General features: G+C 74.4%; 23 protein-coding genes. 14 read left to right on the top strand and 9 right to left on the bottom strand.

The features are described 5' to 3' along the window. The first annotated feature begins 158 nt into the window (after nt 1–158). The 6 genes from GA0070613_RS00480 (at nt 159) to GA0070613_RS00505 (ending at nt 5,483) form a co-directional block, all read left to right on the top strand. Nucleotides 159–1,121 carry a hypothetical protein gene (locus GA0070613_RS00480; RefSeq protein ID WP_089010449.1) on the top strand — a complete coding sequence of 321 codons (963 nt, stop codon included), beginning with the start codon at nt 159–161 and terminating at the stop codon, nt 1,119–1,121. After that, on the top strand, nt 1,121–1,978 hold the full coding sequence (locus GA0070613_RS00485) for a spermidine synthase (protein ID WP_089010450.1): 858 nt from the start codon (nt 1,121–1,123) through the stop codon (nt 1,976–1,978). Before GA0070613_RS00480 ends, GA0070613_RS00485 begins: the two co-directional genes overlap by 1 nt. A gap of 84 nt (nt 1,979–2,062) precedes the next feature. Continuing rightward, entirely contained in the window at nt 2,063–2,758 is a 696-nt protein-coding gene (locus GA0070613_RS00490; protein ID WP_089010451.1) for a sigma-70 family RNA polymerase sigma factor, read from the top strand. Further along, entirely contained in the window at nt 2,755–3,540 is a 786-nt protein-coding gene (locus tag GA0070613_RS00495) for an anti-sigma factor family protein (protein WP_089010452.1), read from the top strand. The genes GA0070613_RS00490 and GA0070613_RS00495 overlap by 4 nt, the downstream gene beginning before the upstream one ends. 203 nt (nt 3,541–3,743) lie before the next feature. Beyond that, on the top strand, nt 3,744–4,385 hold the full coding sequence (locus GA0070613_RS00500) for a hypothetical protein (protein WP_089010453.1): 642 nt from the start codon (nt 3,744–3,746) through the stop codon (nt 4,383–4,385). A gap of 183 nt (nt 4,386–4,568) precedes the next feature. After that, nucleotides 4,569–5,483, top strand: coding sequence for a DNA-3-methyladenine glycosylase family protein (locus GA0070613_RS00505; protein ID WP_089010454.1), 915 nt, complete (start codon nt 4,569–4,571; stop codon nt 5,481–5,483). 32 nt (nt 5,484–5,515) lie between these two features. On the opposite strand, the gene GA0070613_RS00510 is transcribed toward GA0070613_RS00505, so the two are convergent. Then, nucleotides 5,516–6,019, bottom strand: coding sequence for a DUF1990 family protein (locus GA0070613_RS00510; protein ID WP_089010455.1), 504 nt, complete (start codon nt 6,017–6,019; stop codon nt 5,516–5,518). A gap of 73 nt (nt 6,020–6,092) precedes the next feature. Then, on the bottom strand, nt 6,093–6,305 hold the full coding sequence (locus tag GA0070613_RS00515; protein WP_089010456.1) for a hypothetical protein: 213 nt from the start codon (nt 6,303–6,305) through the stop codon (nt 6,093–6,095). Between the two features lie 135 nt (nt 6,306–6,440). On the opposite strand from GA0070613_RS00515, the gene GA0070613_RS00520 reads away from it, so the two are divergent. Both GA0070613_RS00520 and GA0070613_RS00525 read left to right on the top strand, forming a co-directional pair. After that, nucleotides 6,441–7,553 carry an ATP-dependent DNA ligase gene (locus GA0070613_RS00520; RefSeq protein WP_089010457.1) on the top strand — a complete coding sequence of 371 codons (1,113 nt, stop codon included), beginning with the start codon at nt 6,441–6,443 and terminating at the stop codon, nt 7,551–7,553. Between the two features lie 55 nt (nt 7,554–7,608). Continuing rightward, entirely contained in the window at nt 7,609–9,177 is a 1,569-nt protein-coding gene (locus tag GA0070613_RS00525; RefSeq protein WP_231929909.1) for an alpha/beta hydrolase, read from the top strand. Here GA0070613_RS00525 and GA0070613_RS00530 read toward each other — a convergent pair. Continuing rightward, entirely contained in the window at nt 9,104–9,616 is a 513-nt protein-coding gene (locus tag GA0070613_RS00530) for a potassium channel family protein (protein WP_089015655.1), read from the bottom strand. The two genes, GA0070613_RS00525 and GA0070613_RS00530, sit on opposite strands and share 74 nt — an antisense overlap. Nucleotides 9,617–9,688: 72 nt before the next feature. Between GA0070613_RS00530 and GA0070613_RS00535 the strand changes: the two genes are divergently transcribed. Both GA0070613_RS00535 and GA0070613_RS00540 read left to right on the top strand, forming a co-directional pair. Continuing rightward, nucleotides 9,689–10,141 (top strand): GNAT family N-acetyltransferase, encoded by a 453-nt coding sequence (locus GA0070613_RS00535; RefSeq protein ID WP_089010459.1) that lies wholly within the window; start codon nt 9,689–9,691, stop codon nt 10,139–10,141. A gap of 110 nt (nt 10,142–10,251) precedes the next feature. Further along, nucleotides 10,252–10,788: a hypothetical protein gene (locus GA0070613_RS00540; RefSeq protein WP_089010460.1), complete on the top strand. Its 537-nt coding sequence runs from the start codon at nt 10,252–10,254 to the stop codon at nt 10,786–10,788. Between the two features lie 187 nt (nt 10,789–10,975). Here the strand turns inward: GA0070613_RS00540 and GA0070613_RS00545 are convergent, their stop codons facing one another. The 5 genes from GA0070613_RS00545 to ligD form a co-directional block, all read right to left on the bottom strand. After that, nucleotides 10,976–11,695 (bottom strand): ABC transporter ATP-binding protein, encoded by a 720-nt coding sequence (locus GA0070613_RS00545; RefSeq protein ID WP_089010461.1) that lies wholly within the window; start codon nt 11,693–11,695, stop codon nt 10,976–10,978. Next, the gene (locus tag GA0070613_RS00550) at nt 11,692–12,687 is read right to left on the bottom strand and encodes an ABC transporter ATP-binding protein (RefSeq protein ID WP_089010462.1); all 996 of its coding nucleotides are present in this window, start codon (nt 12,685–12,687) and stop codon (nt 11,692–11,694) included. Before GA0070613_RS00550 ends, GA0070613_RS00545 begins: the two co-directional genes overlap by 4 nt. Beyond that, nucleotides 12,687–15,470 (bottom strand): FtsX-like permease family protein, encoded by a 2,784-nt coding sequence (locus GA0070613_RS00555; RefSeq protein WP_231929617.1) that lies wholly within the window; start codon nt 15,468–15,470, stop codon nt 12,687–12,689. Before GA0070613_RS00555 ends, GA0070613_RS00550 begins: the two co-directional genes overlap by 1 nt. Nucleotides 15,471–15,474: 4 nt before the next feature. Then, nucleotides 15,475–18,666, bottom strand: a complete 3,192-nt coding sequence (locus GA0070613_RS00560) for an FtsX-like permease family protein (RefSeq protein WP_089010463.1) — start codon at nt 18,664–18,666, stop codon at nt 15,475–15,477. A 107-nt stretch (nt 18,667–18,773) separates the two neighbouring features. Further along, complete coding sequence (ligD, locus tag GA0070613_RS00565; protein ID WP_089010464.1) at nt 18,774–19,802, bottom strand: non-homologous end-joining DNA ligase; 1,029 nt, start codon at nt 19,800–19,802, stop codon at nt 18,774–18,776. Between the two features lie 47 nt (nt 19,803–19,849). On the opposite strand from ligD, the gene msrB reads away from it, so the two are divergent. Continuing rightward, complete coding sequence (msrB, locus tag GA0070613_RS00570; RefSeq protein WP_089010465.1) at nt 19,850–20,260, top strand: peptide-methionine (R)-S-oxide reductase MsrB; 411 nt, start codon at nt 19,850–19,852, stop codon at nt 20,258–20,260. Nucleotides 20,261–20,271: 11 nt separating this feature from the next. Here msrB and GA0070613_RS00575 read toward each other — a convergent pair whose 3' ends face one another. Beyond that, nucleotides 20,272–20,547: an isoamylase early set domain-containing protein gene (locus GA0070613_RS00575; RefSeq protein ID WP_089010466.1), complete on the bottom strand. Its 276-nt coding sequence runs from the start codon at nt 20,545–20,547 to the stop codon at nt 20,272–20,274. Nucleotides 20,548–20,702: 155 nt separating this feature from the next. Between GA0070613_RS00575 and GA0070613_RS00580 the strand changes: the two genes are divergently transcribed. The 3 genes from GA0070613_RS00580 to GA0070613_RS00590 all read left to right on the top strand — a co-directional run bounded on the left by GA0070613_RS00580 (nt 20,703) and on the right by GA0070613_RS00590 (nt 24,049). After that, entirely contained in the window at nt 20,703–20,963 is a 261-nt protein-coding gene (locus tag GA0070613_RS00580) for a Prokaryotic metallothionein (protein WP_089010467.1), read from the top strand. Between the two features lie 236 nt (nt 20,964–21,199). Further along, on the top strand, nt 21,200–21,646 hold the full coding sequence (locus GA0070613_RS00585; protein WP_089010468.1) for a GNAT family N-acetyltransferase: 447 nt from the start codon (nt 21,200–21,202) through the stop codon (nt 21,644–21,646). Between the two features lie 99 nt (nt 21,647–21,745). Beyond that, complete coding sequence (locus GA0070613_RS00590; protein WP_089010469.1) at nt 21,746–24,049, top strand: N-acetylmuramoyl-L-alanine amidase; 2,304 nt, start codon at nt 21,746–21,748, stop codon at nt 24,047–24,049. Nucleotides 24,050–24,065: the final 16 nt, after the last annotated feature.

Here is a 24,065-nt window from a genome sequence, read left to right on the forward strand (position 1 = left end):
CGCAGCGGAGCCCCGCAGTCGCGAACGAAAGGGCGGCCCTGTGAGCGCGAGGAGTGCAGCGCAGCGGAGCCCCGCAGTCGCGAACGAAAGGGCGGCCCTGTGAGCGCGAGGAGTGCAGCGCAGCGGAGCCCCGCAGTCGCGAACGAAAGGGCGGCGCTGTGAGCGAGGCCCGGTTCTTCGTCGACGCCTGGGACCCGGCGTACGGTGCCTCGTTCGAGGCGTCGGCCGGCGGCCCGGCGGCGCCGAGCAGCGCGCAGGTCGACCCGGACGTGGAGCTGCCGGCGACGGACTGGCGGGCGATCGGGGCCCGCCGGGACCTGCCCGCCCCGGACGTGGTGCTGCTCGTCGACGGGGTACGCCGGATCGACGCCAGCGTCTGGACGGCCGAGGACGACGGCGGGTCGTTCCCCGGCATCGCCGCCTCGTACGCGGCCGGGGTGGTCCGCTGCGACCTGGAGCGCGGCGCGGCGGAGCTGGCCGGCGCCCGCGTCGGCCGGGGCCTCTTCACCGCCAGCCCGTCCGCCCAGGACGTGGTGGCCGGCCGGATCCACTACCCGGTGCACCGGGTCGGCGGCACCGGTGAGCTGAGCAAGCTCCCGGCGGCGGTGCAGGGCCCGCTGACCGCGCTGGAGGTGGCGGTCTCCGACGCCGCCCGGGTCGACGGTGACCTGCTGGTGGTGGACGGTCCGCTGCGCAGCCGCCGGCAGCTGCCGCGCACGCTGGGCTACATCAAGACCCAGCACAGCCAGTACCTGGACGCCCGGCTGACCGCGGTGGTGACCGGGCTGGCCCCGGGCCAGCGCTCCCCGGTGTTCCGGCTCGGCACCGCCTGGGGCGGCTACTCGTGGTACCTGCGGCTGCCGGTGGCGGCCGGCGCGCCCTGGGCCGGCATCGTGCGGATGGAGTGCTCCGCCGAGCTGACCGAGGCGGAGGCGATCGGCCTGGCCGACCTCTCCCTGGTCACCCTGCCCCGGTTCGCCTCCACCCCGTACAAGGACCCGCGCGCGCCGCAGAACCTCGTCCCCATCGCCGGATTGGAGCGCCGGCTGCGCGGGCTGCTGGGCGACGCCCGCCTGCTGCACCGGGTGCTGATCGCGGCGGCCCGCGGGATCCCGCGCTGATGGGCCGCCGACGCGACGCCGACCGGGTGGTCGAGCAGGTCGACACCGGGCAGGCCGAGCTGCTGCCGGATCCGGACCGGCCGGGCTCGTGGACGTTGCTCCTCGACGGCGCGCCGCAGTCGCATGTGGACCTCACCGACCCGACCCACCTGGAGTTCGAGTACGTCCGGCGGCTGGCCGCCGCGCTGGACCTGATCGCCCCGCCCGGCAACCCGCTGCGGGTGCTGCACCTCGGCGGCGGCGCGCTGACCCTGCCCCGGTACGTCACCGCGACCCGGCCCGGCTCGACCCAGCGGGTGTCCGAAGTGGACGGCGCCCTGGTCGAACTGGTCCGGCGGGCGCTGCCCTGGCCCACCGATCCCCGGCTCCGGGTCCGGGTGGCCGACGCCCGGGCCACCCTGACCGCCAGCCGGGACGCCAGCTACGACGTGGTGGTCGCGGACGTCTTCGCCGGCGCCCGCACCCCGGCCCACCTGACCTCGGTGGAGTACGCCGGCGAGGTGGCCCGGGTGCTTCGGCCGGACGGCTGGTACCTGGCCAACATCGCCGACGGCCCGCCGCTGCGGCACGCCCGGGCCCAGGTCGCCACGGTCCGCTCGGTGCTGCCCCGGGCCTGCCTGGTCGGCGACGCGGCGGTGTTGCGCGGGCGGCGCTACGGCAACCTGGTGCTGGTGGCCGGCCGGGTCGAGCCGCCTGTGCCGGAGCTGACCCGGCGGGCCGCCGGCGACTGGTTCCCCGGCCGGGTGCTGGCCGGCGAGGACCTGGACCGGTTCGCCGGCGGCGCCGGCGTGGTGCGCGACGCGGACGCCACCGCCTCCACCCCACCACCGCCCGGAATTTTTTCCGTGCGCCGTTGATCCGCTGGGCGGGGTCGCTCCGTATCACCGGGCGGCCATGCCCGTGGGGGGCCGGCTGATGTCATTGGACACCCGGAGGTCTGCATGCATGCGGTGGCGGCCGGTTGGCACGGCGAGCGGCCCGAGTGGATGTTCGCCCGGGCGCAGCCCAAGTCCCGTGCGTCGAGGACGGGCCGTGGGGTCGACGCACGCCCCACCGATCGCCAGAATGACCCGGTGACGCCGCGACCGGCGCCCGGGCGCCACCAGGCGGCGGCGTCCCCTGAGGCCAGCCACTCCGACCAGCTGGTCCGGCTGCTCTACGCGGAACACGCCGGTCCGCTGCTGATGTTCGTGATGCGGCTGACCGGCGGCGACCGGCAGCGCGCCGAGGACATCGTCCAGGAGACGCTGCTGCGGGCCTGGCGCAACGCGCACCGGCTGGGCACGCAGGGCCAGGGGTCGCTGCGCCCGTGGCTGGTCACCGTGGCCCGGCGGATCGCCATCGACGAGCATCGCAGCGAGCAGGCCCGCCCGGCGGAGACCTACGACCGGGATCTGACCGCGTTCGCCGAGGCGGACAGCACGGACCGGGTGCTGCGCACGATGACGGTCGCCGACGCGCTGCGTACCCTGAGCCAGTCGCACCGGGAGATCCTGGTGGCGACGTACTTCCGGGGCCGGACGGTGCCGGAGGCGGCCGAGGAGCTGGGCCTTCCGCTCGGCACCGCCAAGTCGCGCGTCTACTACGCGCTGCGCGCGCTGCGCACGGCTCTGCAGGAAAGGGGGGTGACGGAATGAGCCGGGCAGACCACATGGACGTGGCCGCGTACGCGCTCGGCGTGCTCGACCAGCAGGACGCCGAACGGTTCGAGGAGCACCTCGCCGCCTGCTGGGCGTGCGCCGCGGAGCTGGAGACCATGGTTCCCGTGGTGGGGATGCTCGCCGGCATCGACGGCGAGACGATGGCCGCGCTGGAACAGACCCAGACCGACCCGGCCCTGCTGGACCGGACGCTGGTGGCGGTGCGGCAGCATCGCAGGCGTACCCGGTTCCGGCGGCTCCTCGCCACGGCGGCGGCGGTGGTGGTCTTCGGCGGCCTCAGCGGAGTCGGCATCGCCGGTGTCCTGGGCGGTGGCGACGGCGACCGGATCCCGCAGGCAGAGCCGACCCTGACCGCGCCGGTCACCGGCCCGCCGTCGCCCGAGCCGACGAACTCCGGGGACGGGTTCGGGGGGACCCCGGTGGACGGCGAGCAGCACGACGCCACCGACCCGGGCACCGGGGTGAAGACCACGATGTTCCTCGACTCCAAGGAGTACGGCACGCAGGTGTTCGTCCGGCTCACCAAGCTGCCGGGACCGCGCACCTGCCGGCTGGTGATCATCCGGAAGAACTCCACCAGCGAGGTGGTCTCGACCTGGTCGGTGCCGGGCGGCGGCTACGGGACGAGCACCAACCAGCTCCCGCTGGAGCTGACCGCGTCCACCTCGGCCACGCAGGACGACATCGCGAAGATCCAGGTGCAGTCGGTCGACGTCAACGGGGTCGCCAGCCCACTGGTGACGGTGGCCGACCTCTGATCCGCAGCACAGCGGCGCCGGGCAGCGACAGCGCCCGGCGCCGCTTCGGCGTGCCCGGCGGGCCGGACCCGACGTGCTCCCCCACGTGCCGGAACCCGGATCGGTTCAACCGGTCCACTGTGAAATGGAGCACCCTTTCCCCTTCAACCTTGACAGCGAACCACCCGTACTACCCGGTGAACTGCCAAGAATGAGGAGGGCACGTGGCACACCTGAAGCGGACGACCGTCATCGTCGCGAGCGCGATGGTCGCACTAACGGCCTGCGCTCCCGCGGGTTACGACGGGGCGAACTCGAGCGCGGCCGAGCCGGTCGCCGTCGCCGCGGCCGAACCCACCGCGGCGGCCGAACCCGAGGCCTCCGCCACCGAGAAGGCACCCCCGGCGGACGTCCGGCTCACCGACCAGCTGGTCGGCAAGAAGGTGCCCCGGATGGGCAACGTCGTGATGGACCAGGACGGCTGGATCCTCTACCGCTTCGACAAGGACTCCGCCGACCCGCCGTCGTCGAACTGCGTGGACAAGTGCGCCCAGGTCTGGCCGCCCGCGCTGACCGACGGCAACGCGCAGCTCCAGGGCGTCTCCGACGACAAGGTCGGCACCGTCACCCGGCAGGACGGCACCCGGCAGATCACCATCGGCGGCTGGCCGGTCTACCGCTACATCGGCGACAAGAAGCCCGGCCAGTGGAAGGGCCAGGCCGTCGGCGGCACCTGGTTCGTGGTCGACCAGAACGGCAAGAAGAACCTGACCTGCCTGCCCAGCGGGACCCCGAAGGCGGTCGCCCCGCCCGCCTCGGGTGACTCGGGCAGCTCCGACGGCGGCAGCTCGGGGTACTCGTACTGATCCCGCACCGCACGGACACGGTGGCCGGTCGCAGCCGGGGAGGGCGCGGCCGGCCATCGTCGTGTACCTGGACGCCGGCGTACCGGCAGCGCCCCGGGCCGGCGCCGCGACTTCCCCGGACCTCGGAGCGGTGCGGGCGGCGGTGTCGCCCGTCACCGGGCGGCGGCGTGGCAGAGTGGCGGGGTGACGCTCCCCGCCGCCCGCCGGACGCTGCGCCCGCCGGCCGGCTACCGACTGGCCGCCTCGGTCCGGGCGCTCACCTTCAGCCCGTACGACCCGTGCGCCCGGATCGCCGCCGGCACCTTCTGGTGGGCCACCCGCACCCCGGACGGCCCGGCCACGCTCACGCTGCGGCCGACCGCCGGCGAGCTGGTCGCCGAGGGGTACGGACCGGGGGCCGGCTGGGTGGTCGACCGGGCGGACGCGGTGGCCGGGCTCCGCGACGACCTCACCGGCTTCGCCGACCTCGCCGCCGCGCACCCGGTGGTGGCCCGGCTGGCCGCCCAGCACGGCGGGCTGCGGATGCCCGCCACCGGTCAGGTCTTCCCCCGGCTGCTGCGGGCCGTCTTCGAGCAGAAGGTCACCGGCAAGGAGGCCTACCGGGCGTACGCGGCCACGGTGCGGCACTTCCGCGAGCCGGCGCCGGGGCCCGTGCAGCCACTGCTGCTGCCTCCGGAGCCGGCCGCGGTGGCCGCCACCCCGTACTGGGTCTTCCACCCGTTCGGGGTGGAACAGCGGCGGGCCGAGACGCTACGCCGTGCGGCCGCCGCCGCCGACCGCCTGGAGCGCTGCGCGGACGCCGAGGAGGCCACCCGCCGGCTGACCGCGATCCCCGGCATCGGCCCGTGGACCGCCGCCGAGGTGGTGCGGATCGCGTACGGCGACCCGGACGCGGTCAGCGTCGGCGACTACCACATCCCGAACACGGTGACCTGGGCCCTGGCGGGTGAGCCGCGCGGGGACGACGCCCGGATGCTGGCGCTGCTGGAGCCGTTTCGCGGCCACCGGGGGCGGGTCTGCCTGCTGCTGGAGGCGAGCGGTGTGCACGCCCCGCGCTACGGCCCGCGCGCCCCGATCCGCTCCTTCGCCCGCTTCTGACCCCACCCATCCCCTGGGACGTGCGGCGGGCGTCAGCCGTCAGCGCAGAGGCGGCGCAGGGTACGGCCGAGCCACCAGGCGTACCCGCCCTGGAAGGCCCGGCCGGCCGGGCCGGCGGCGCGCATGAACCAGCGGTCCGGGCGGCTGAAGGCGCGTACCTCGAACCAGACCGCGCCGGAGGAGTCCCGGGTGACCACGAAGGCCTCCTCGCCGCGCGCCGGGTGACCGGGCAGCGTGCCGTATCCGAAGCCGGCCCGCCGCTCGTCGTCGGCGGCCCAGACCACCGCGCAGGGCGCGGCGAGCCGCAGCGGCCCGACGCCCACGCCGGAGACGACCCGGACGCCGGGGGCGGCCCGCGGCGCGTCGGCCTCGATCCGGATGCCGGCCGCCCGGTGCAGCCGCCAGCCGAGCACGGCGTCCCCCGCGGCGCGGAAACAGCCGTCCGGCAGCGGGACCCGGTGCCGGACGTGCCGCCAGCCGGGCGGCAGCGGACCCTCGCGGGTGGCGCCCACGTCCGGGTAGGTCAGCTCCGGCATCGCACGCACCCCCATGGTCGACTCGGACCCCGCCAGCGTACGGCCGGCGCGGGTGGGCCTCCCGGCGCGGGGCTCAGGCGGCCTCGCGCAGGTCGGCCAGGCCGACCGGGGCGTGCCGGCGCAGCAGTTCCTCCAGCTCGGCCACCGTGGCGACCTCGCCGACGACGTTCGCGCCGCCGCCGAACTCGGGCCGGTAGCGGTGCGCCAGCCGGTAGCGGTACCGCCCCCGGATCAGCTCCACGCTGACCCGCCAGCGCCCGCAGCAGCCGCACACCCACTCCCGCACCCGGCGAACCTAGCTCTGACCTGCGGTTTCATCATCCGCCCGCGGGTGACGAACGGGCCCGACCGGGGACACGCCGCCCCGCACCGGCGGTGATCTGCCGCACGGCTGTCGGTCCCGTCTGATTGACTGGTCGCCGTGGACCTGCCGATCAATCCGCCGGTCGAGCCGATGCTGGCCAAGAGCGTGCCCCAGCTCCCCACCGCCCCCGGCCTGACGTACGAGCCGAAGTGGGACGGATTCCGCTGCATCATCTTCCGGGACGGTGACGAGGTCGAGCTGGCCAGCCGCGGCGGCAAGACGATGACCCGCTACTTCCCGGAGGTGGTCGAGCAGGCGCGCGCCCAGCTGCCGGACCGGTGCGCGGTCGACGGCGAGCTGATCGTGATCCGGCGCGACGGGCCGGGCGGCCAGCCGCGGCTCGACTTCGAGCTGCTCGCCCAGCGGATCCACCCGGCGGCCTCCCGGGTCAAGCTGCTCGCCGAGACCACCCCGGCCGACTTCGTCGCCTTCGACCTGCTGGCGATCGACGACGAGTCGCTCCTCGACCAGCCCTATCCGCATCGCCGGGCCCGGCTGGAGCAGGCGCTGGCCAAGGTCCACCCGCCGGTGCACGTCACCCAGGTGACCACCGACCCGGAGACGGCCCGCCGCTGGTTCGACGTCTTCGAGGGCGCCGGGCTCGACGGCCTGATCGTCAAGCCGGCCGACCTGCGGTACGAGCCGGGCAAACGGCTGATGTTCAAGGTCAAGCACGCCCGCACCGCCGACGCCGTGGTGGCCGGCTTCCGCTGGCACAAGTCCGGTCCCGTGGTCGGCTCGCTGCTGCTCGGCCTCTACGACGACGCGGGCGTGCTGCACCACATCGGGGTCAGCTCCTCGTTCACCGCGGCCCGCCGCAAGGAGCTGCTGACCGAGCTGGAGCCGTATCGGGACGTGGCCGGCGACCACCCGTGGGTGCACGGCGACCACGAGCGGGGCCAGCGCATCCCCGGCGGGGTGAGCCGGTGGACCGGCACGAAGAACCTCGAGTGGGAGCCGCTGCGCCCGGAGCTGGTGGTCGAGGTCGGCTACGACGCGATGGAGGGCGACCGGCTGCGGCACACCGCCCAGTTCGTCCGCTGGCGGCCCGACCGCGATCCCCGCTCCTGCCGCTACGACCAGCTGGAGCGCCCGATCCGCTACGACGTGGACCAGGTGCTGCGCGGGGATCCGGCGGCGACCGTCGGCAGCGCACCGGGCCCGGCGTAGCCTGGCCGTCGACACGATCACGGAAGGCTCCCACGTGACCCGCTTCTCCGACCGGATCCGCCGGGTCCGCCTGACCCTGGCCGGGTTCGCCGCGGCGGTGGTGGTCGCCGCCGGGTGCACACTGCCGGCGTTCGCCCCACGGACCGAGGGTCAGGGCGAGGCGGCCGCCCCCGGCAGCGCGCCGACCTGGCGTACCTGCCCGGAGGTGCCCGACGAGCTGGTCGGCCGGGGTGCCCCGGGCATGCGCTACGAGTGCGCCCGGATCCTCGTGCCGAGCAACTGGGGCAGCGGCGCCCCGACCGGCGCGACCGCCGGACCGGGCAGCGGAGAGACCTTCGAGATCGCGCTGCTGCGGATCCGGTCGAACAAGCAGCACGACCGGATCGGGTCGCTGGTGGTCAATCCGGGGGGGCCCGGCGCGTCCGGTGTGGACACCGCCGTCTACCTCTCCTTCGGCTCCGCGTTCGGCGGGCTGCCGGCCACGGTGACCGACCGCTTCGACATCGTCGGCTTCGACCCGCGCGGGGTGGCCCGGTCCAGCCCGGTCAAGTGCATCCCCGACGCCGACCTGGACGCCAGCTTCGGCTACGACCCCGACCCGGAGAGCCAGGCGGCCTTCGACGGCTTCGTCGCGCTCAACAAGCGGATCGGGCAGCGCTGCGGCGACAAGTACGGCGACCAGCTTCCGCTCTACGGCACCGAGCAGGCGGCCCGGGACATGGACGCGGTCCGGGCGGCGGTCGGCGACGAGAAGCTCACCTACCTGGGCTATTCGTACGGCACCCTGCTCGGCGCGACCTACGCCCAGCTCTACCCGGACCGGGTCCGCGCCCTGGTGCTCGACGGCGCGGTGGACCCGCGGCAGCAGCTGATCGCCGGGTCGGAGAGCCAGGCGAAGGGCTTCGAGCGGGCGTTCGACAACTTCGCCCGGTGGTGCGGCGCCAACGCCGGCCGCTGCCCGATCGCGCCGGACGCCCGGGCCGCGGTCATCTCGGCGATCGACAAGGCGAAGGTCTCCCCGGTCCGCGGCGCCGGCGGGCGGGAGGCCACCTCGGGCTGGGTCTTCTACGCGGTCATCTCCTCGCTCTACACGGAGTCCGGATGGCAGGAGCTGGCCCGGGCGATCGACCGGCTCCAGGGCGGCGACCCGGCCGAGGTGTTCAAGCTCGCCGACGCGTACGCGGGCCGCGAGGACGACGGGCACTACTCCAACCTCTTCGACGCCAACCTCGCGGTGAACTGCGCCGACGAGACCGAGAAGCCCACCCGGGAGCGGATCCGTCAGCTGCAGTCGCAGTGGCGGGAGAAGTACCCGCTCTTCGGGCCGGCCCTGGCGGTGGGCATGCTGGGCTGCGTGGAGTGGCCCGGCGGGCGGGACCCGTACCCGACCGGCAAGGCGGTCGGCGCGCCGCCGATCGTGGTGGTCGGCACGACCGGCGACCCGGCCACGCCGTACGAGCAGACCGCCGCGCTGGCCTCGATGCTCGGCGTCGGCCGGGTGCTGACCTGGGAGGGCGAGGGGCACACCGCCTACCCGCAGACCGCCTGTGTCACCGCCGCCGTCGACGCCTACCTGATCTCGCTGACCGTTCCCAGAGCGGGGCTGCGCTGCCCGGCGCGTTGAGCGGCTCGCGGCGCTCCGGCTCGGGCACCTCGATGCCCTGCCGGGCGGCCAGCTCCTCGATCAGCGCGCGCAGCCGGCGCACGTCGGCCTTGAGCTCCTCCTGCTCGTCGTGTTCGAAGGCGTCGTCGTCGACGATCAGCCGGCTGGCGAAGTGCGCGGTGATCAGCGGGATGACCAGCAGCACCATGGTGGAGATGAGCAGCGCGGCGAGGACCCGCCCCTCGGTGGTGGTGGGCGAGATGTCGCCGTACCCGACGGTGGAGGCGGTGACCACCGCCCACCAGACCGAGTCGGCGGCGCTCTTGCGCTCCGCGTGGCTGTAAAGCACCCCTGCCACCACGATCATCAGCAGGTACGACATGATCAGCGTCCGCGGCGAGTTGGCGAACCAGACGAGACCCCGGTAGATCCACCGGAACGGCAGCAGCAGGAGCTCCATGGCGCACATGCTGCCCAGTGCCGGCAACCCAGGCCCGCACATCGGCCGGTGTCGCTGTGTCAGGCTGCCGGTATGACCGACGTGATCTTCCGGGACGCCATCCGGGCCGAACTGCCCGCCGTCATCGCCCTGCTCGCCGACGACGTACTGGGCAAGGCCCGCGACTTCACCGAGGTCGACGACGCGTACGAGAAGGCGTTCGCCGAGATCGACGCCGACCCGCGCAACCACCTGGTCGTCGCGGACGCCGGAGGCGAACTGCTCGGCTGCATGCAGATCACGTACATCCCGGGGCTGGGCCGGCACGGCGCGGAGCGTTCGCTGATCGAGTCGGTGCGGGTGCGGTCGGACCTGCGCGGCCGTGGGCTCGGCCGGGAGATGATGGCCTGGGCCATCGACCAGGCCCGGCAGCGCGGCTGCGCGCTGGTGCAGCTCACCACCGACAAGACCCGGGCCGACGCGCACCGCTTCTACCGCAACCTGGGCTTCGTGGCCAGCCACGAGGGGATGAAGCTGCCGCTCTGACCTCGACCGGCCCTCCCCCAGCTCGGGGAGCTGACTCCCCGCCGCTCGGGATGGCTGCCGGTCCGCCCGCGACCAGCCTGGAGAGGCAGCCGAGGGAACGGGGAACCGCCATGCTCACCGCGACGCCGACCAGCTCCGTCAGCCACCCGCGGGACGGGCGGCCCGCGCCCGCCTGGGCGGTCCGCGTCGCCCACCTGGTCCCGGTGGTCACCCTGCCGTCCGGGCTGTGGCGGATCGCCCTGGTCGCCGGGGTGCCGCTCGGCGCCTCCGAGCACGGCGCGCCGCTCCGCCCGCACGGGTGGGAGAGCATCTACATCGTCTCGCTGAGCCTGGTCTCCGAGGCCCTCGCCCTGCTCGCGCTCGGCCTGGTCCGGCCGTGGGGCGGGGTCCTCCCCCGCTGGCTGCCCGTGGTCGGCGACCGGCGGGTGCCGCCGCCGCTCGCGGTCACGGCGGCCACCGCCGGCGCCGTCGCGGTCACCCTGATCTGGGGGTACGCGGCCTGGGGCGTCCTCGTCCACGGCAATGACCTGAGCCTCACCCCGGCCGGCTTCGCGCTGCTGGTGGCCTGCTACGCCCCGCTGCTGCTCTGGGGGCCGCTGCTGCTCGCGGTCACCGCCGCCTACCACCGCCGCCGCTGCCGCGACTGACCGGCGGCCGCACGGAGGTCGCCGCCACGCGGCCGCCCGCCTTCGCACAGTCGCCCCGCCCGCGGCAGCGCCGCCGATTCGTTTACGACATCAGCTTCATAGGCAGTGCGAAGGGCACCGACCGGCCGGGAGCGCGGCGTGCCCGCACCCGGGGGCCGCCGGGACAGCACCAGCCCGGCGGCGGCCGTCAGTCGTCGACCAGGCGGCCGTCGCGGAGGGTGAGGATGCGGTCGGCCATCTCGATCAGCGCCGGGTCGTGGGTGGCCACCAGCGCGGTCATGCCGCGGGCGTGCACCACGGCCCGCAGCAGGTCCATGATGGACCGACCGGTCTCGGAGTCGAGCTGGCCGGTCGGCTCGTCGGCGATCAACAGGTCCGGCTCGTTCGCCAGGGCGCGGGCCACCGCCACCCGCTGCTGCTGCCCGCCGGACAGCTCGTACGGGCGCTGCGCGGCGTGCCCGCCGAGGCCCACGAGCTCCAGCAGCACCGCGACCCGCTGCTCCCGCTCGGCCGCCGGCACCCGGGCCAGCCGCAGCGGCACGCCGACGTTCTCCGCCGCGGACAGGATCGGCACCAGCCCGAAGGTCTGGAACACGAAGCCGACCGTCCCCCGGCGCAGCCGCAGCAGCTCCCGCTCACCGGCGGCCGTCACGTCGTGCCCGGCCACCCGCACCCGGCCCGAGTCCGGCCGGTCCAGCCCACCGACCAGGTTGAGCAGGGTGGTCTTGCCGGCGCCGGAGCGGCCCCGCACCGCGACCAGCTCACCCCGCCCGGCGGAGAACGACACGTCCCGGACGGCGTGCACGGCGTGCTCGCCCCGGCCGAAGGTGCGGCTCACCCCGTCGACCCGGACCACCTCGTCGGTGGTGGCCGTGCGGGCCGGCACCGGGGACAGTTGCTCGGTCATGCCTCACTCCGTTCGGCGTGCGCCCGGTCGCCGGGCCGCACCTCGACGTGGTCGGGTTCCAGGTTGAGCCGGACCCGGTCGCGCAGGACCAGCGCGTCGACGAAGGCCGCCGGCAGCTGCATCCGACCGGTCCGGTCGAGCACCGCGTACTCCTCGCTGACCAGCTCGGTGCTGCCGTCCGCGGCGATCCGGGCGGTGCGACGTACCTCGGAGGCGGTCCGGCCGTCGCGGATCGCGACGGTCCGGCGGACCTGGCCGGCCACCGCCTGGTCGTGGGTGACCACCACGATGGTCACGCCCAGCTCGGCGTTGATGGTCCGCAGCGCGGCGAAGACCTGCGCGCCGGTCGCCTCGTCCAGCTCGCCGGTGGGCTCGTCGGCGAAGAGCACCTCCGGGTCGTTGGCCACCGCCACGGCCACTGCGCAGCGCTGCTGCTCGCCGCCACTCATCTGGCTGGGCTTCCGGTCCGCGCAGTAGCCGACACCGACCAGGTCGAGCAGCTCGCGAGCGCGTTCCCGCCGGGCCCGGCGGCCACCGCCGCGACCCGCCAGCTGCATCGGCAACTCGACATTCTCCTGCGCGGTCAGGTACGGCAGCAGGTTGCGGCCGGTCTGTTGCCAGACGAAGCCGACCATCTCTCGTCGGTAGCTCAGCTGCCGTCGGGCGGAGAGGTTGAGCAGGTCGTACTCCGCCACCCGGGCGATGCCAGCGGTCGGGGTGTCGAGCCCGGAGAGGATGTTCAGCAGGGTCGACTTGCCGGAGCCGGAGGCGCCCACGATCGCCACCAGCTCGCCCCGGTCGATGACCAGGTCGAGGCCCTGGAGGGCGACCACCTCCACCCCCTCGGTCTTGAAGATGCGGACCAGGCCGTCACACACGATGTGCCCGCGCAACCGGTCCTGGCCACCGGCCCGCTCGGCGGCACGCTGGGCGGCCTGGCGCTGCAGGGCGGCCAGGTCAAGGGCGACGGGGCTCTGTGCGGTAGCGGTCATCAGCTCTCCTCTCCGAGCCGGAGCACCTCGCCGAGGCGCAGCCGGCGGTTGTTCAGGGCCTCGACGGCGACCGCGAAGCCGAGGGCGACCGCCCCCAGCGCGACGATCGCGGCGACCAGGCGGGGCTCGAACGCCACCCGGACGGGGGCGCCGCTGGTGAAGGTCGACAGGCCGAGCACCGGGGTGAGCAGTAGCGGCAGCAGCGCCCCGACCAGCGCGCCGGTGAGCACCGCCACGCCGACCAACGGGCCCAGCTCCACCAGCAGCAGTCCCCGCCACTGCCGGCGGGACAGGCCCAGGGTGCGCAGCCGGGACAGCACCTGACCGCGGGCCCGGGCGCCGGCCAGCACCACGAACGCGATCGCCAGCAGACCCAGCACCGTCCCGCCGGCGGCGCCGGCGACGAAGCCGAAGACCAGAACGCCGTTCGCGCTGCCCTCGCCCAACTGCCGGCGGGTCTCCGCCCAGGTGCGGACCTCCACCTCGCGCGGCGGATCGCCCCCAGTGACAGTTCCACCCTTCTGGAAGCGGCGCTGGCCCTCGTTGCCCACCCCTCGCAGCTCCCCGACGTCGAGGTCGTCGCCGGCGACCAGGAAGCCGGTCGGCACGGCAGCAGTGTCCCGCCGGGGCAGAGACTGCCAGGGCAGGATGACGAACCGGCCGCTCTCCGCCCGGAGCATCGGGAAGCTGTCCGCCTGCTCGGCCACCCGGAACTCGTACCGCTGGCCCTGCACGGCCACGAACGCGGAGCGGTCCAGGCCGGCGGCAGCCAGATCGGCGGCCACGGCCGGGGAGACCACCGCGGGCAGCGGGCCCGGCTGCCCGCCGGGGGCGAGCAGCACCGCAGGCACGGTCACGCCGACTTCGGACTCCCGGACCACCCGGGCCATCGCCGGCCCGTCGACCAGCAGCACGTTGACCTCGCCGAGTCGGGCGTCCCTTCCGATCGCGTCCGATGCGAGGCGCTCACCCGCCTCCTGCAGCACCGGAGCGGCCGCTCGCACCCCGGGCAGCCGTTCCAGCTCGGCGCCGGTCTCCGGCGCGATCCGTTCTCCCCGGATCAACGCATCGGCGGGCACCTGCCGGCTGGCCGCCCCGTCTCGGCTCGTTTCGATGCCGGCCGCGACGACCGCGCAGAACGCCGCGGTCGCGATGGCCAGCACCACGACCACCAGCGGGGTGGTGACCATGGCGCGGCCGGCACGGGCGGTGCCCAGAAAGGCGACGCTGCCCCGGGCCCGGGCGGCGAGCCGGCTGAGCAGCCGCAGCGGCCACGGGTAGAGCCGTACGGCCAGCACAGCCGCGGCGACGGCGAGCAGCACCGGGACGGCGACGAGCAGCGGATCGATCTCGCCGAGAATGAGGCCGCGGCGGCGCAGCAGCACGACCGCGAGCCCGGCGAGCAGCAGCAGGCCCGCCTCCACGGTGATCCGTCGCGCGGAGGGGCGCAGCTTGATCAGGTCACGGCGCCCGGCGACTCCGGTCGGCGCGGCGAGCGTCGCCACCGGTAGCGCCAGCGTGGCCAGGATCGCCGCGACCAGCGCGGTCGCCGCGGTGTTCCCGGGCGCCCCCGGGGCCAAGTTTCCGAGGAGCCAGCCGAACGCCGCGGCGGGCAGCACCACGAGCAGCGACTCGGTGAGGCTGCGGCGGGCTCCGCTGGTGGCCGCGCCGCCCCGGGCACGCAGCAGGGTGAACTCGGTCCGGCGCCGGCGGACGGTCAGGCCGGTGGCCAGCACGACCAGCCCGGCCAGGGTCGCCAGTACGCCGGTCGCGATCACCGCGAGGACGGTGCGGGCGGCGGCCACCGCCGCCATGAACTCCCGTAGCGGAAGGTCGAGGCCCTGGACGAAGGTGAAGCCCTGCGCCCGCTGACCCATCCGCTGAAAGCTGTCGATGAGCCCGGGTACGTCACGAGCATCGATGCCGTCGGCGACCAACCGGTAGCGCCAACCGAACCGCAGGCCCCAGCCGAGGTCGGAGAGGCGGTCCATCGCCGCGCGGTCGACGACCCCGAGGGCGATGAACGGCTGACCGTCCTTCTGCGGCTCGACCACGCGCAGTATCGGGGGCAGGCCCTGCCAGATGCCGTCCGCGGGCTCGCGCGGCTCGAACACGCCCACCACGGAGATCGGTACGGGATCCGGGATGGCCTCCGCCATCTCCGGCGGGTAGGCCGCGCCGCCCTCAGCCGGTGGTGTCCTGGCGAGAGTCAGCCGGCTGCCGACCCGCAGGTTCAGCTTGCGGGCAACCTCGGCGGCCAGCGCCACCTGCACCGGCTGATCGGCCCGCGCCCCCGGGTCGGGCCAGCGCCCCTCGGTCAGGGTGCCGGCCTCCGCGATCCCCGGCATGTTCCGTAGACCGAGGTCGACCAGGAGGTTCTTCGCCGCCAGATCCGGGCCCCCGACGCGGCCGGGGTCGGTCTCCGCGGTGAACCACCGCTGGTCGACCAGCCTCCGCACGTCCGGCGGCATCTCGGCCTGCTTCCTCGGCAGGTCCGCCTCGAACGCGTCCATCAACGACGTGCCGTTTCCGGCGCTGAAGACCGGATCGGAGGTCGTGTACGTCAGGTCCCGCTTCTCGGCCGGTTGGCTGGCCAGCAACGTCCGCAGGCCCTGATCCGTGCGCCAGTTCACGACCCGTGGCATCCCGCTGATCAACAGCATGACGATCATCGTCAGCGCCGCGAGCAGCAGGAACCGTCCGCCGTACGCCCGGATCCGCCGGGCGGCCGCGCCGATGCTCATCTCGCCGCCTCCCCGCTCGTGGTCGTCGCTCTGCTCCACCCGGTCACCGGTCTCCCCCAATCCGCAGCTGCGCCGCCGCCACCCGCTGCCGGATGCCGAGGGCGATGAACGCGCTGAAGGCCAGCGCCGCCAGCAACAGGCCGAGCGCGGTCAGCCCGATCGGCGCCCAGGGCAGCACGAAGGCCGCCTCGGGCACCGGCCGGCTGGCCGACGGGGTGAGGATGACCAGCGGGGCCATCGTCACGCCCACTGCGGCGCCCAGCAGCAGCCCGACCCCGACCCCAAGCCCGGCCAGGAACGTCTGCTCGGCCAGCAGCGCCCGGGTCAGCAGCCGGGGGGCGGCGCCGAGCGTGTGCAGCACGGCGAACTCCCCCAATCGGTGCCGGGCCGTCGCCCAGACATCGACGATCAACCCGACGAGGGCCAGTAGCACCGCACCGAGCGCGGCGGCGAGCAGACCGGTGCGGGCGCCCCGCCAGTACGGGTCTTCTGCGGCGCGTTCGGCCAGCTCCCGCCGGTCCAGCACGGTGGCACCGTGGAGGTCCGCCGCCGCGCGGGCCGCCGCGGCGTGTCCACCGTCGTCGGTGCCCAGCCACCACTCCTGCACCGGCCGGACGGTGCCTCGGTCCCGGATCAGCCAGTCCGTCGCTGCGGGCAGGTCCAGCAGCACGCCCTCTCCGGTGGTGGCCGGCACCGCGGCCATCTCGCCGATCAGCATGACCGGCAGCGACACGCCGGAGAGCGAGAGGGTGACGGTGTCCCCGGTGCGCAGGCTCAGCGCCTCACGTACCCGGGGAGTCATCAGCGCCGGCACCGACCGGTTGTCGCCGGCCGGCACCACGACGAAGCGGGAGGATTCCTGGTACGCGAACTGGCCGCCGGGCAGGAAGGTGACCTCGTTCTCGGCCGACAACCCGGTGGCCGTCGCCGAGACGGTCAGCTTGCCGGTCGGTTCACCGTTGGTCGCCAGCCACCCGTCGCCGAGCCGCGCCGGTTGCGCCGCCCCGTCGGCCCCGACCAGTCGCAGGTCGGTCACCTCCAGCCGGTACGCCGTGCCCGCCACGTCACCGCCGTCGGCCTCGAATCCCGCCAGCCGCAGAGGCCCAGCCTCGGGCAGTTTCACGGTGAACGGCGCCGGTCGGCCGTCGCTGCCCGTGCTTGCGACCGGCAGCCGGAAGGCCAGCCCGTCCGCCCGGGTCAACAGCATCGACACGGCGATCTGGTGCGGCGACACGGCGTCGCGCACCGGGGTCCGGACGGTGCCGGTGATCGATCTGGTGTCGGCGGGCAGCTCGACCCCGGCCGGCGCGCTCCGCGCCCGGACCAGCCGGTCGAACAGCGCCGGCACCGGCTCGTCGGCCAGCCGATCGTCGAGCCGCACCACCTGCGCCGCAGCCGCCACGTCGAGGCTCACCACGGTGGCGGGCAGGTCGGAGCGGCCGACCCGGATCTCGTCCCGCCAGGCCGGCAGTGCCCGCTCCGCCCCCGGCAGCGCCCTGAGCTCCGCGGCCCGGCCGACCGGGGCGACTCCGTCGCGCTCGGTGAGCCGCAGGTCGGCGCCGACGGCGTGGTTTGCCTGGTCGACCAGGGAGCGCTCGCCCGTGGCGACCAGCGACCAGGCCAGGGTGCTGCCGCCGACGGCGAGGGCGAGCAGCAGCACCGGCCCGGCGTGCGGGCGGCGACCCGCCTGCCACATGCCGAAGATGGTCGCCGTCCACAACTTCCGGTCGACAAAGCGTTCGGCGAACCGGGTTGCGGGTGGGAGCAGCCGCAGCGCCACCACCGCGCCGGCGAGCACGCCGAGCGTCGGCGCGGCGACCAGCAGCGGGTCCACCCCGAGCCGTCCGGCGGCGCCGGTCACCGGCGAGGAATACTGCCGCAGCTGCGTCCAGGCCAGCACCGCGAACGCGACCAGCACCAGGTCGAGGCTGGCCCGCTGCAGGGTGGCGGACCGGTCCGGTCGGGACCGGGCCGCCAGGTCGGCCACGTACGTCCCGGCCCCGCGCAACGTCGGGGCAACCATCGCGACCAGACAGCCGGCGGCGGTGACCAACGCGGCCGCCCAGAGCAGCGTCGGGCTGCCGGCGGTGAGTGCGGGGCCGGTCGGATTGCCGCCCACGTGCCGCAACGCCTCACCGGCGAGCAGCGGCCCGAGCACGGCGGCCGGCAGGACGACGAGGGTTGCCTCCCGGGCGGCGAGGCCGGCCAACTGCCTGCGTGCGGCACCCCGCGCCCGCAGCAGGGCGGTCTGGTTCCGCCGGTCCTCGTGCAGCAGCGCGGCGACCAGCACCAGCGCGTACCCGCCGAGGACCACGATCAGCAGCACCGGGGTGGCCAGTGCGGAACGCCCCACCAGGTCGGCCCGGGCGATCCGGCTGAGCAGCCGGTCCATGGCGGTTACGACCTGGACGGAGGAGCCGAGCCCGGCCGCCTCGGGCACCTGAGTGACGGCGTCGGTGAACGCCTGCCGGACGTCGAGCAGCCGGCCGTTCCGCGCCGCCGCCGTGAGATCCGGCTCGACCACCCACCATGCGGAGACCGAACGCGGGAAGGTCGCGGCGAAGTCCGCCGCGTCCAGCACGAACGGCCCGTACGAGGTGTCGGACGTCGCTGCGGCGTCCGTCCCCACCCCGGGCGCCAACCGCCAGTACGGCTCGGCCGGGTCACGCGGCCGCCACGTCCCGACGAGCACCACCTCGCTGGCCCGCTCGGTGCTGCGGTCGAGCATCGGCACCCGCTCGCCGACGGTCATTCCCAGCGCGCCGGCGACCTTCTCCGGCAGTGTCACCTGCAGCGGCTTCGCCCCGGCCGACGGCCAGGCGCCGCTGGCGAGTTCGGCGTGCGCCGGCAGATCGTCCAGGGTTGCGAGGTTGGCGAAGATGGGGTCGTCGTCGGTCCGGACCCGGGGGCCAAGGTCGCCGGTCAGCTCCCGGCCACCGCCGTACCGGGCGCCGGTGACCGTGACCGGAGCACCGCCGAGACCAGCGGCGAATCCCGCGCGGAGCGCCCGGTCCCGGGCCGCCAGCTCGGCGGCGTCCTTGCCGCCGGAGCCGCTCACCAGGATGCTGCGCTCCTCCAAGGGGGCACCGGCGAGCAACGCCCGCTGACCGGCCTCCACCGCTCGGCGGTTGTAGTCGGAGAGACCGGTGACCAGCGCGACCGCCACCAGGGCCGCGACCGCGGCGGCGAGCAGCAGCCCGCGCGCCTCGACGGCCCGCCTCCACACCAGTTTCATTCCGACGCCTCCCGGGGCCCCCGACGGGCCGACGACCAGGAAGACCGGTCGGGGCGCCGGAAAGGTTCGCGCCCGTTACATGATCGTTACCGGGGCGGCGGGGTCGGTCAGTCCCGGGGCCGGTCGCGGTCCTTGGAGGGCTGCACCCGCTTGGGCTCGCCGGGCATCTTCGGGTGGTCCGGCGGGTACGGCAGGTCGCCCTGGCCGGCGGCGGCGTCCCGCTCGGCCCACTCCAGCAGCGGGGTGATGTCCCACGGAGCGTCGTCGATGCCGGCGTGCGGGTCGCCCCGCTCGGCGAGCCGGGCCGGCACGGTGCCCAGGTGGAAGTCGTCCGGGTCGACCTCGGGCAGCTCGTCCCAGTCGACCGGGGTGGAGACGGTGGCCCGAGCGTTGGCCCGCAGCGAGTACGCGCAGGCGATCGTCCGGTCCCGGGCCATCTGGTTGTAGTCCACGAACACCCGGCTGCCGCGCTGCTCCTTCCACCAGGCGGTGGTGATCAGCTCCGGGCGGCGGCGTTCCAGCTCCCGGGCCAGCGCGATGGTGGCCCGGCGCACCTCGGTGAACGTCCACCGGGGGTGGATCCGCAGGTAGACGTGCACGCCCCGGCCGCCGGAGGTCTTCGGCCAGCCGGTGGCGCCCAGCTCGGCCAGCAGCGCCCGGAGTTCGCCGGCGGCGGTGGCCGCGTCGGCGAAGTCGGTGCCTGGCTGCGGGTCGAGGTCGATCCGCAGCTCGTCGGGGCGGTCCACGTCGGCGGCGCGCACCGGCCACGGGTGGAACACCACGGTGCCCATCTGCGCGGCCCACGCGACGTGCGCCAGGTCCGCGGGGCAGAGCTCCGCGGCCGTCCGGCCGCTGGGGAAGCTGATCTCCGCGGTCCGCACCCACGGCGGTACGCCCCGGGCCGGCACCCGCTTCTGGAAGAACATCTCCCCCTCGATGCCCTCCGGGAAGCGCTGCAGCGTCGTCGGGCGGTCCCGCAGCGCCCGCATGATCCCGTCACCGACCGAGAGGTAGTAGCCGAACACGTCCGCCTTGGTGAACCCGCGCTGCGGGAAGATCACCCGGTCCGGACTGCTCAGCCGTACGGTGTGCCCGGCCACCTGGATTTCCGCCGCCGCTGCCTTGGTGCCACCCATTGCGCGACCATATGCGATGGCACTGACGCCCGGCGTACCGTTGAGCGGTGAGTCTTGACGAGAGCGAAGTGCCCCGCACCGAGGAAGAGTGGCGGGTCCGGCTGAGCCCCGAGGAGTTCCACGTGCTCCGCGAGGCCGGCACCGAGCGGCCGTGGACCGGCGAGTACGTCGACACCAAGACCGCCGGCGTCTACCACTGCCGGGCCTGCGGCCTGGAGCTGTTCCGCAGCGACGCCAAGTTCGACTCGCACTGCGGCTGGCCGAGCTTCGACGACGCCATCCCCGGCGCGGTGAAGGAGATCCCGGACCGCACCCTCGGCATGCTCCGTACGGAGATCCGTTGCGCCCGGTGCGACAGCCACCTGGGCCACGTCTTCGAGGGCGAGGGTTTCACCCCGAAGGACACCCGGCACTGCGTGAACTCGCTCTCCATCCGGCTGGAGCCGAAGGAAGGCTGACCCGGCACCGCTCAGAGCAGGAGGGTGCTGCCCTGGGCGTCCACCTGGTCGGCGGACTCGTCGTCGAGCCAGACGCCCCCGGTGGCGAGGTAGCGGAAGCGGTACTCGCCGGGGCCGAGCCGGACGGTCACCGTACGGCTGCCGTCGCGGCGGGTCACCAGCTCGTGCCGGCCGGGCTGCCAGTCGTTGAAGCAGCCGACGACGCTGACGGTGCCGGGCGGGGTGTCCCGGGGCAGGCAGAAGGTGACCCGGGTCTGGTTGCCGAAGAGCTTGCTGCGCTTGATCACATGGTCCTCCGGGGTTCGAGGCTGTCACCAGGCCCAACGCGCGACACGCCGGGGACGACTCGCCGTCGAGCCGGATCAGGTTCGCCGGTTCCGGTTGCCCGGACGTGTCCGTTGCTCGACGCTGGTGTGACGTGTCCGTATCGGGGGGTTTTGGAATGGCTACCTGCGAGGTCTGCGGTAACGACTACTGGATGGCGTTCGAGGTGCGCACGGTCAGCGGGGACGTGCACACCTTCGACTGCTTCGAGTGCGCGATCCACAAGATGGCGCCGATCTGCGAGCACTGCCAGATCAAGATCGTCGGTCACGGCGTCGAGGTCTCTGGCCGCTTCTTCTGCTGCGCACACTGCGCCCGCGCCGTGGAAGGCACGGAGGGCGCCGAGATCCGGGACGCGGTCGGCGCCCGCCCCGCCTGACCGGCGGGTCCGGTCCACCCGCGCCGGCCGGCGGTGCGGCCCCGTCCGCCCGGCACCTGGCCGGCAGCCGATATACCTGAGGGGCATATTTATGACTCTCAGGTATACCGCTCACCGCGATGTTTCCGCCGACGGGCGGCCAGGGGCCACCGGGGGCGACCGGGCATGGGCCGGCGGCCGGGCGTGATCGCCCTCCGCCGGAGGGCGGCCCGCGAGGGACCGCCTACCATCGCGGGATGCCGTCGCAGCCTGTCGAGGTCCGGGTCGCCACCTTCGCCGACCTGGACGCCCGCACCTTCCACGACCTGCTCCGGCTGCGCATCGACGTGTTCGTGGTGGAGCAGGCGTGCCCGTACCCGGAGCTGGACGGCCGGGACGTCGAGCCGGGCACCCGGCACCTCTGGCTGACCCGGGACGGCGACGTCGTGGCGTACCTGCGGATCCTGGCCGACCCGGGCGGCGTGGCGCGGATCGGCCGGGTCGTGGTGGCGCCGACGGCGCGCGGCGGTGGCCTGGCCGGACGGCTGATGACCGAGGCGCTCGCCCAGGTGGGCGAGCGGCCGTGCGTGCTGGAGGCGCAGACCCACCTGGTCGACTTCTACGCCGGACACGGCTTCACGGTCAGCGGCGCCGACTACGTCGAGGACGGCATCCCGCACACCCCGATGCGCCGCCACGCCTGACCCGCCCCGCCGTCGTGGCGCGCGTCGACCCGGCGGGGTAACGCCCGGGACATTGATTACGCTGAGCCCTCCAGTGAGATCATTCGGAGGGACTCAGCTGTGAGATTTACGGGGATCCGCTGGAACCGCCGGACCGCCGGCATCGGCGCCGCGATAGTCGCGACCGCCGTGGCCGGCACGGCGAGCCTGGCCGCTGCCGGCTTCGGCGAGGACCTCGCCGGGTGGAGCGCCGGGGACGAGCCGGTCAGCACGGCGCTGCACACCGTGGCCTTCCCGGCCGCGAACGGCCGCGAGGTGACGATCCCGAGGCGGGACACCGACCGGTTCGCCATGGTCGGTGTCACCTGGGCGAACCCCAAGGTCGACTTCAAGGGCACGATCGACGTCCGCACGCACGCGGTGGACGGCAAGTGGTCCGGCTGGCGGCCGCTGGAGCTCGACAACCACTTCGGTCCGGAGCCGGGTGCCGAGGCGACCGCCGGCAAGGCGCGCGGCGGCACGGACCCGCTCTGGGTCGGCCCGTCCGACGGAGTCGAGGTGCGGGCCAGCGCTGCCGGCGGCACCAGCGACCAGCTCCCCGCCGGGCTGCGCCTGGAGCTGGTCGACCCGGGCCAGACGAAGCGCCGCAAAGCCGGCGCCGCCGGCGCCGGACACGTCCGGCCGGAGCGCCTCCAGCCGGTCGCCGAGGTGCGGGCGCTCGAGCCCACCGCGACCGACCCGGCGCCCACCGACACCGCGCCAACCGACCCGACGCCGGCCGATCCGCCGACCACGACCGCGCCGGCCGAGACCACCGCCCCGGCGCCGACCGACACCACCGCGCCACCGGCGGCGACCACCGCGCCCGCGCCGACCACCACCGCGGCCCCGGCGCCCACCACCACCGCGCCCCCCACCACCGCGCCCGCGAACCCGGTCCCCACGCCGAAGGTGGTCACCCGGGCGGAGTGGAAGGCCGACGAGTCGATCGTCACCGACCAGCCGACGTACGGAACGACGGTCAAGGCGTTCTTCGTGCACCACACCGCCGGCACCAACAGTTACAGCTGCGCCGACTCGGCCGCCATCGTCCGGGGCATCGAGGTCTACCACGTCAAGAGCAACGGCTGGAACGACATCGGCTACAACTTCCTCGTCGACAAGTGCGGAGTCGTCTTCGAGGGCCGCAAGGGCGGCATCGACAAGCCGGTGACCGGGGCGCACACCTACGGCTTCAACACCGACAACGCCGCGATCGCCGTGCTCGGCACCTACATCAGCACCGGCATCCCCACCGTGGTGCAGGACGCCGTCGCGCACGTCGCCGCGTACAAGCTCGGCCAGTACGGCAACGACCCGCTCGGCAAGGTCACCCTGACCTCGGGGGTGGAGGGCAAATACCACCTGGGCCAGCAGGTGGTCTTCAACCGGATCTCCGGGCACCGCGACGCGGTGGCCACCGAGTGTCCAGGTGACGCCCTCTACGGCCAGCTGGCGGTCCTCCGCAGCAAGGCCGCCAGTGTGTACGGCCTGGCCCTGACCGGCCTGACCGGCACGAAGAACGGCACCACGTACTACACGAAGAACACGTTCACCGCGTCCTGGTCGGTGAGCACGCCGAGCACCCTGATCTCGCGCTTCGAGGTCCTGCTGGACGGCGCGGTGGTGGCGACGACCGCCGGCACGGCCCGGTCGGCGGCCCTCACCGTGGCCCCCGGCTCGCACACCGTCCAGGTCCGCGGCGTGCACGTCCTCGGCCGTACCGCGGCGACCCCCACCCAGTCGGTGATCGCCGACAGCACCGCGCCGACCTTCCCGCAGGGGCCCACCCTCTCCCTGCGCACCGGCGGGGTGAGCAGCTCGGTCGTGCCGGTCACCCTGAACTGGCGCTCGGCGGACAACGTCGCCGTCCGGTCGGTCTCGTTGACCGCCCCGACGACCGGCACGTTCGCCGCCAGCGGCGCCTACGGCACCACCACCAAGCCGGGCGTCACCACCACCTGGTCGATGAAGGCCGCGGACTGGTCGGGGAACACCGCCGCCTCCTCGGCGGCCTGGACCCCGGTCTTCATCCCGGAGACCAAGGCCACCCGGACCGGCACCTGGTCGACGTACACCAGCAGCAACTACCTGGGCGGGTCGGCGCTGACCGCGACCGCCGCCAGGGCGTCGCTCTCCTGGGTCTTCACCGGCCGCTCGGTCGCCTTCGTCGCCACGAGGACCTCGACCTCGGGCCAGGCGGAGATCTGGGTCGACGGCGTCAAGGCCACCACGGTGGACCTGAGGTCCAGCAGCACCCAGTACCGCCGGATCGTCTGGGCGAAGAGCTGGACCGGCAGCGCCCGGCACACCATCAAGATCGTGGCGGTGGGCACCTCGGGTCGCCCCCGGGTGATCGTCGACAGTCCGGTCTACGTGCGCTGACGCGCCAACGGCGACG

This window comes from Micromonospora inositola (assembly GCF_900090285.1).
GTDB classification, from domain to species: Bacteria; Actinomycetota; Actinomycetes; order Mycobacteriales; family Micromonosporaceae; genus Micromonospora; species Micromonospora inositola.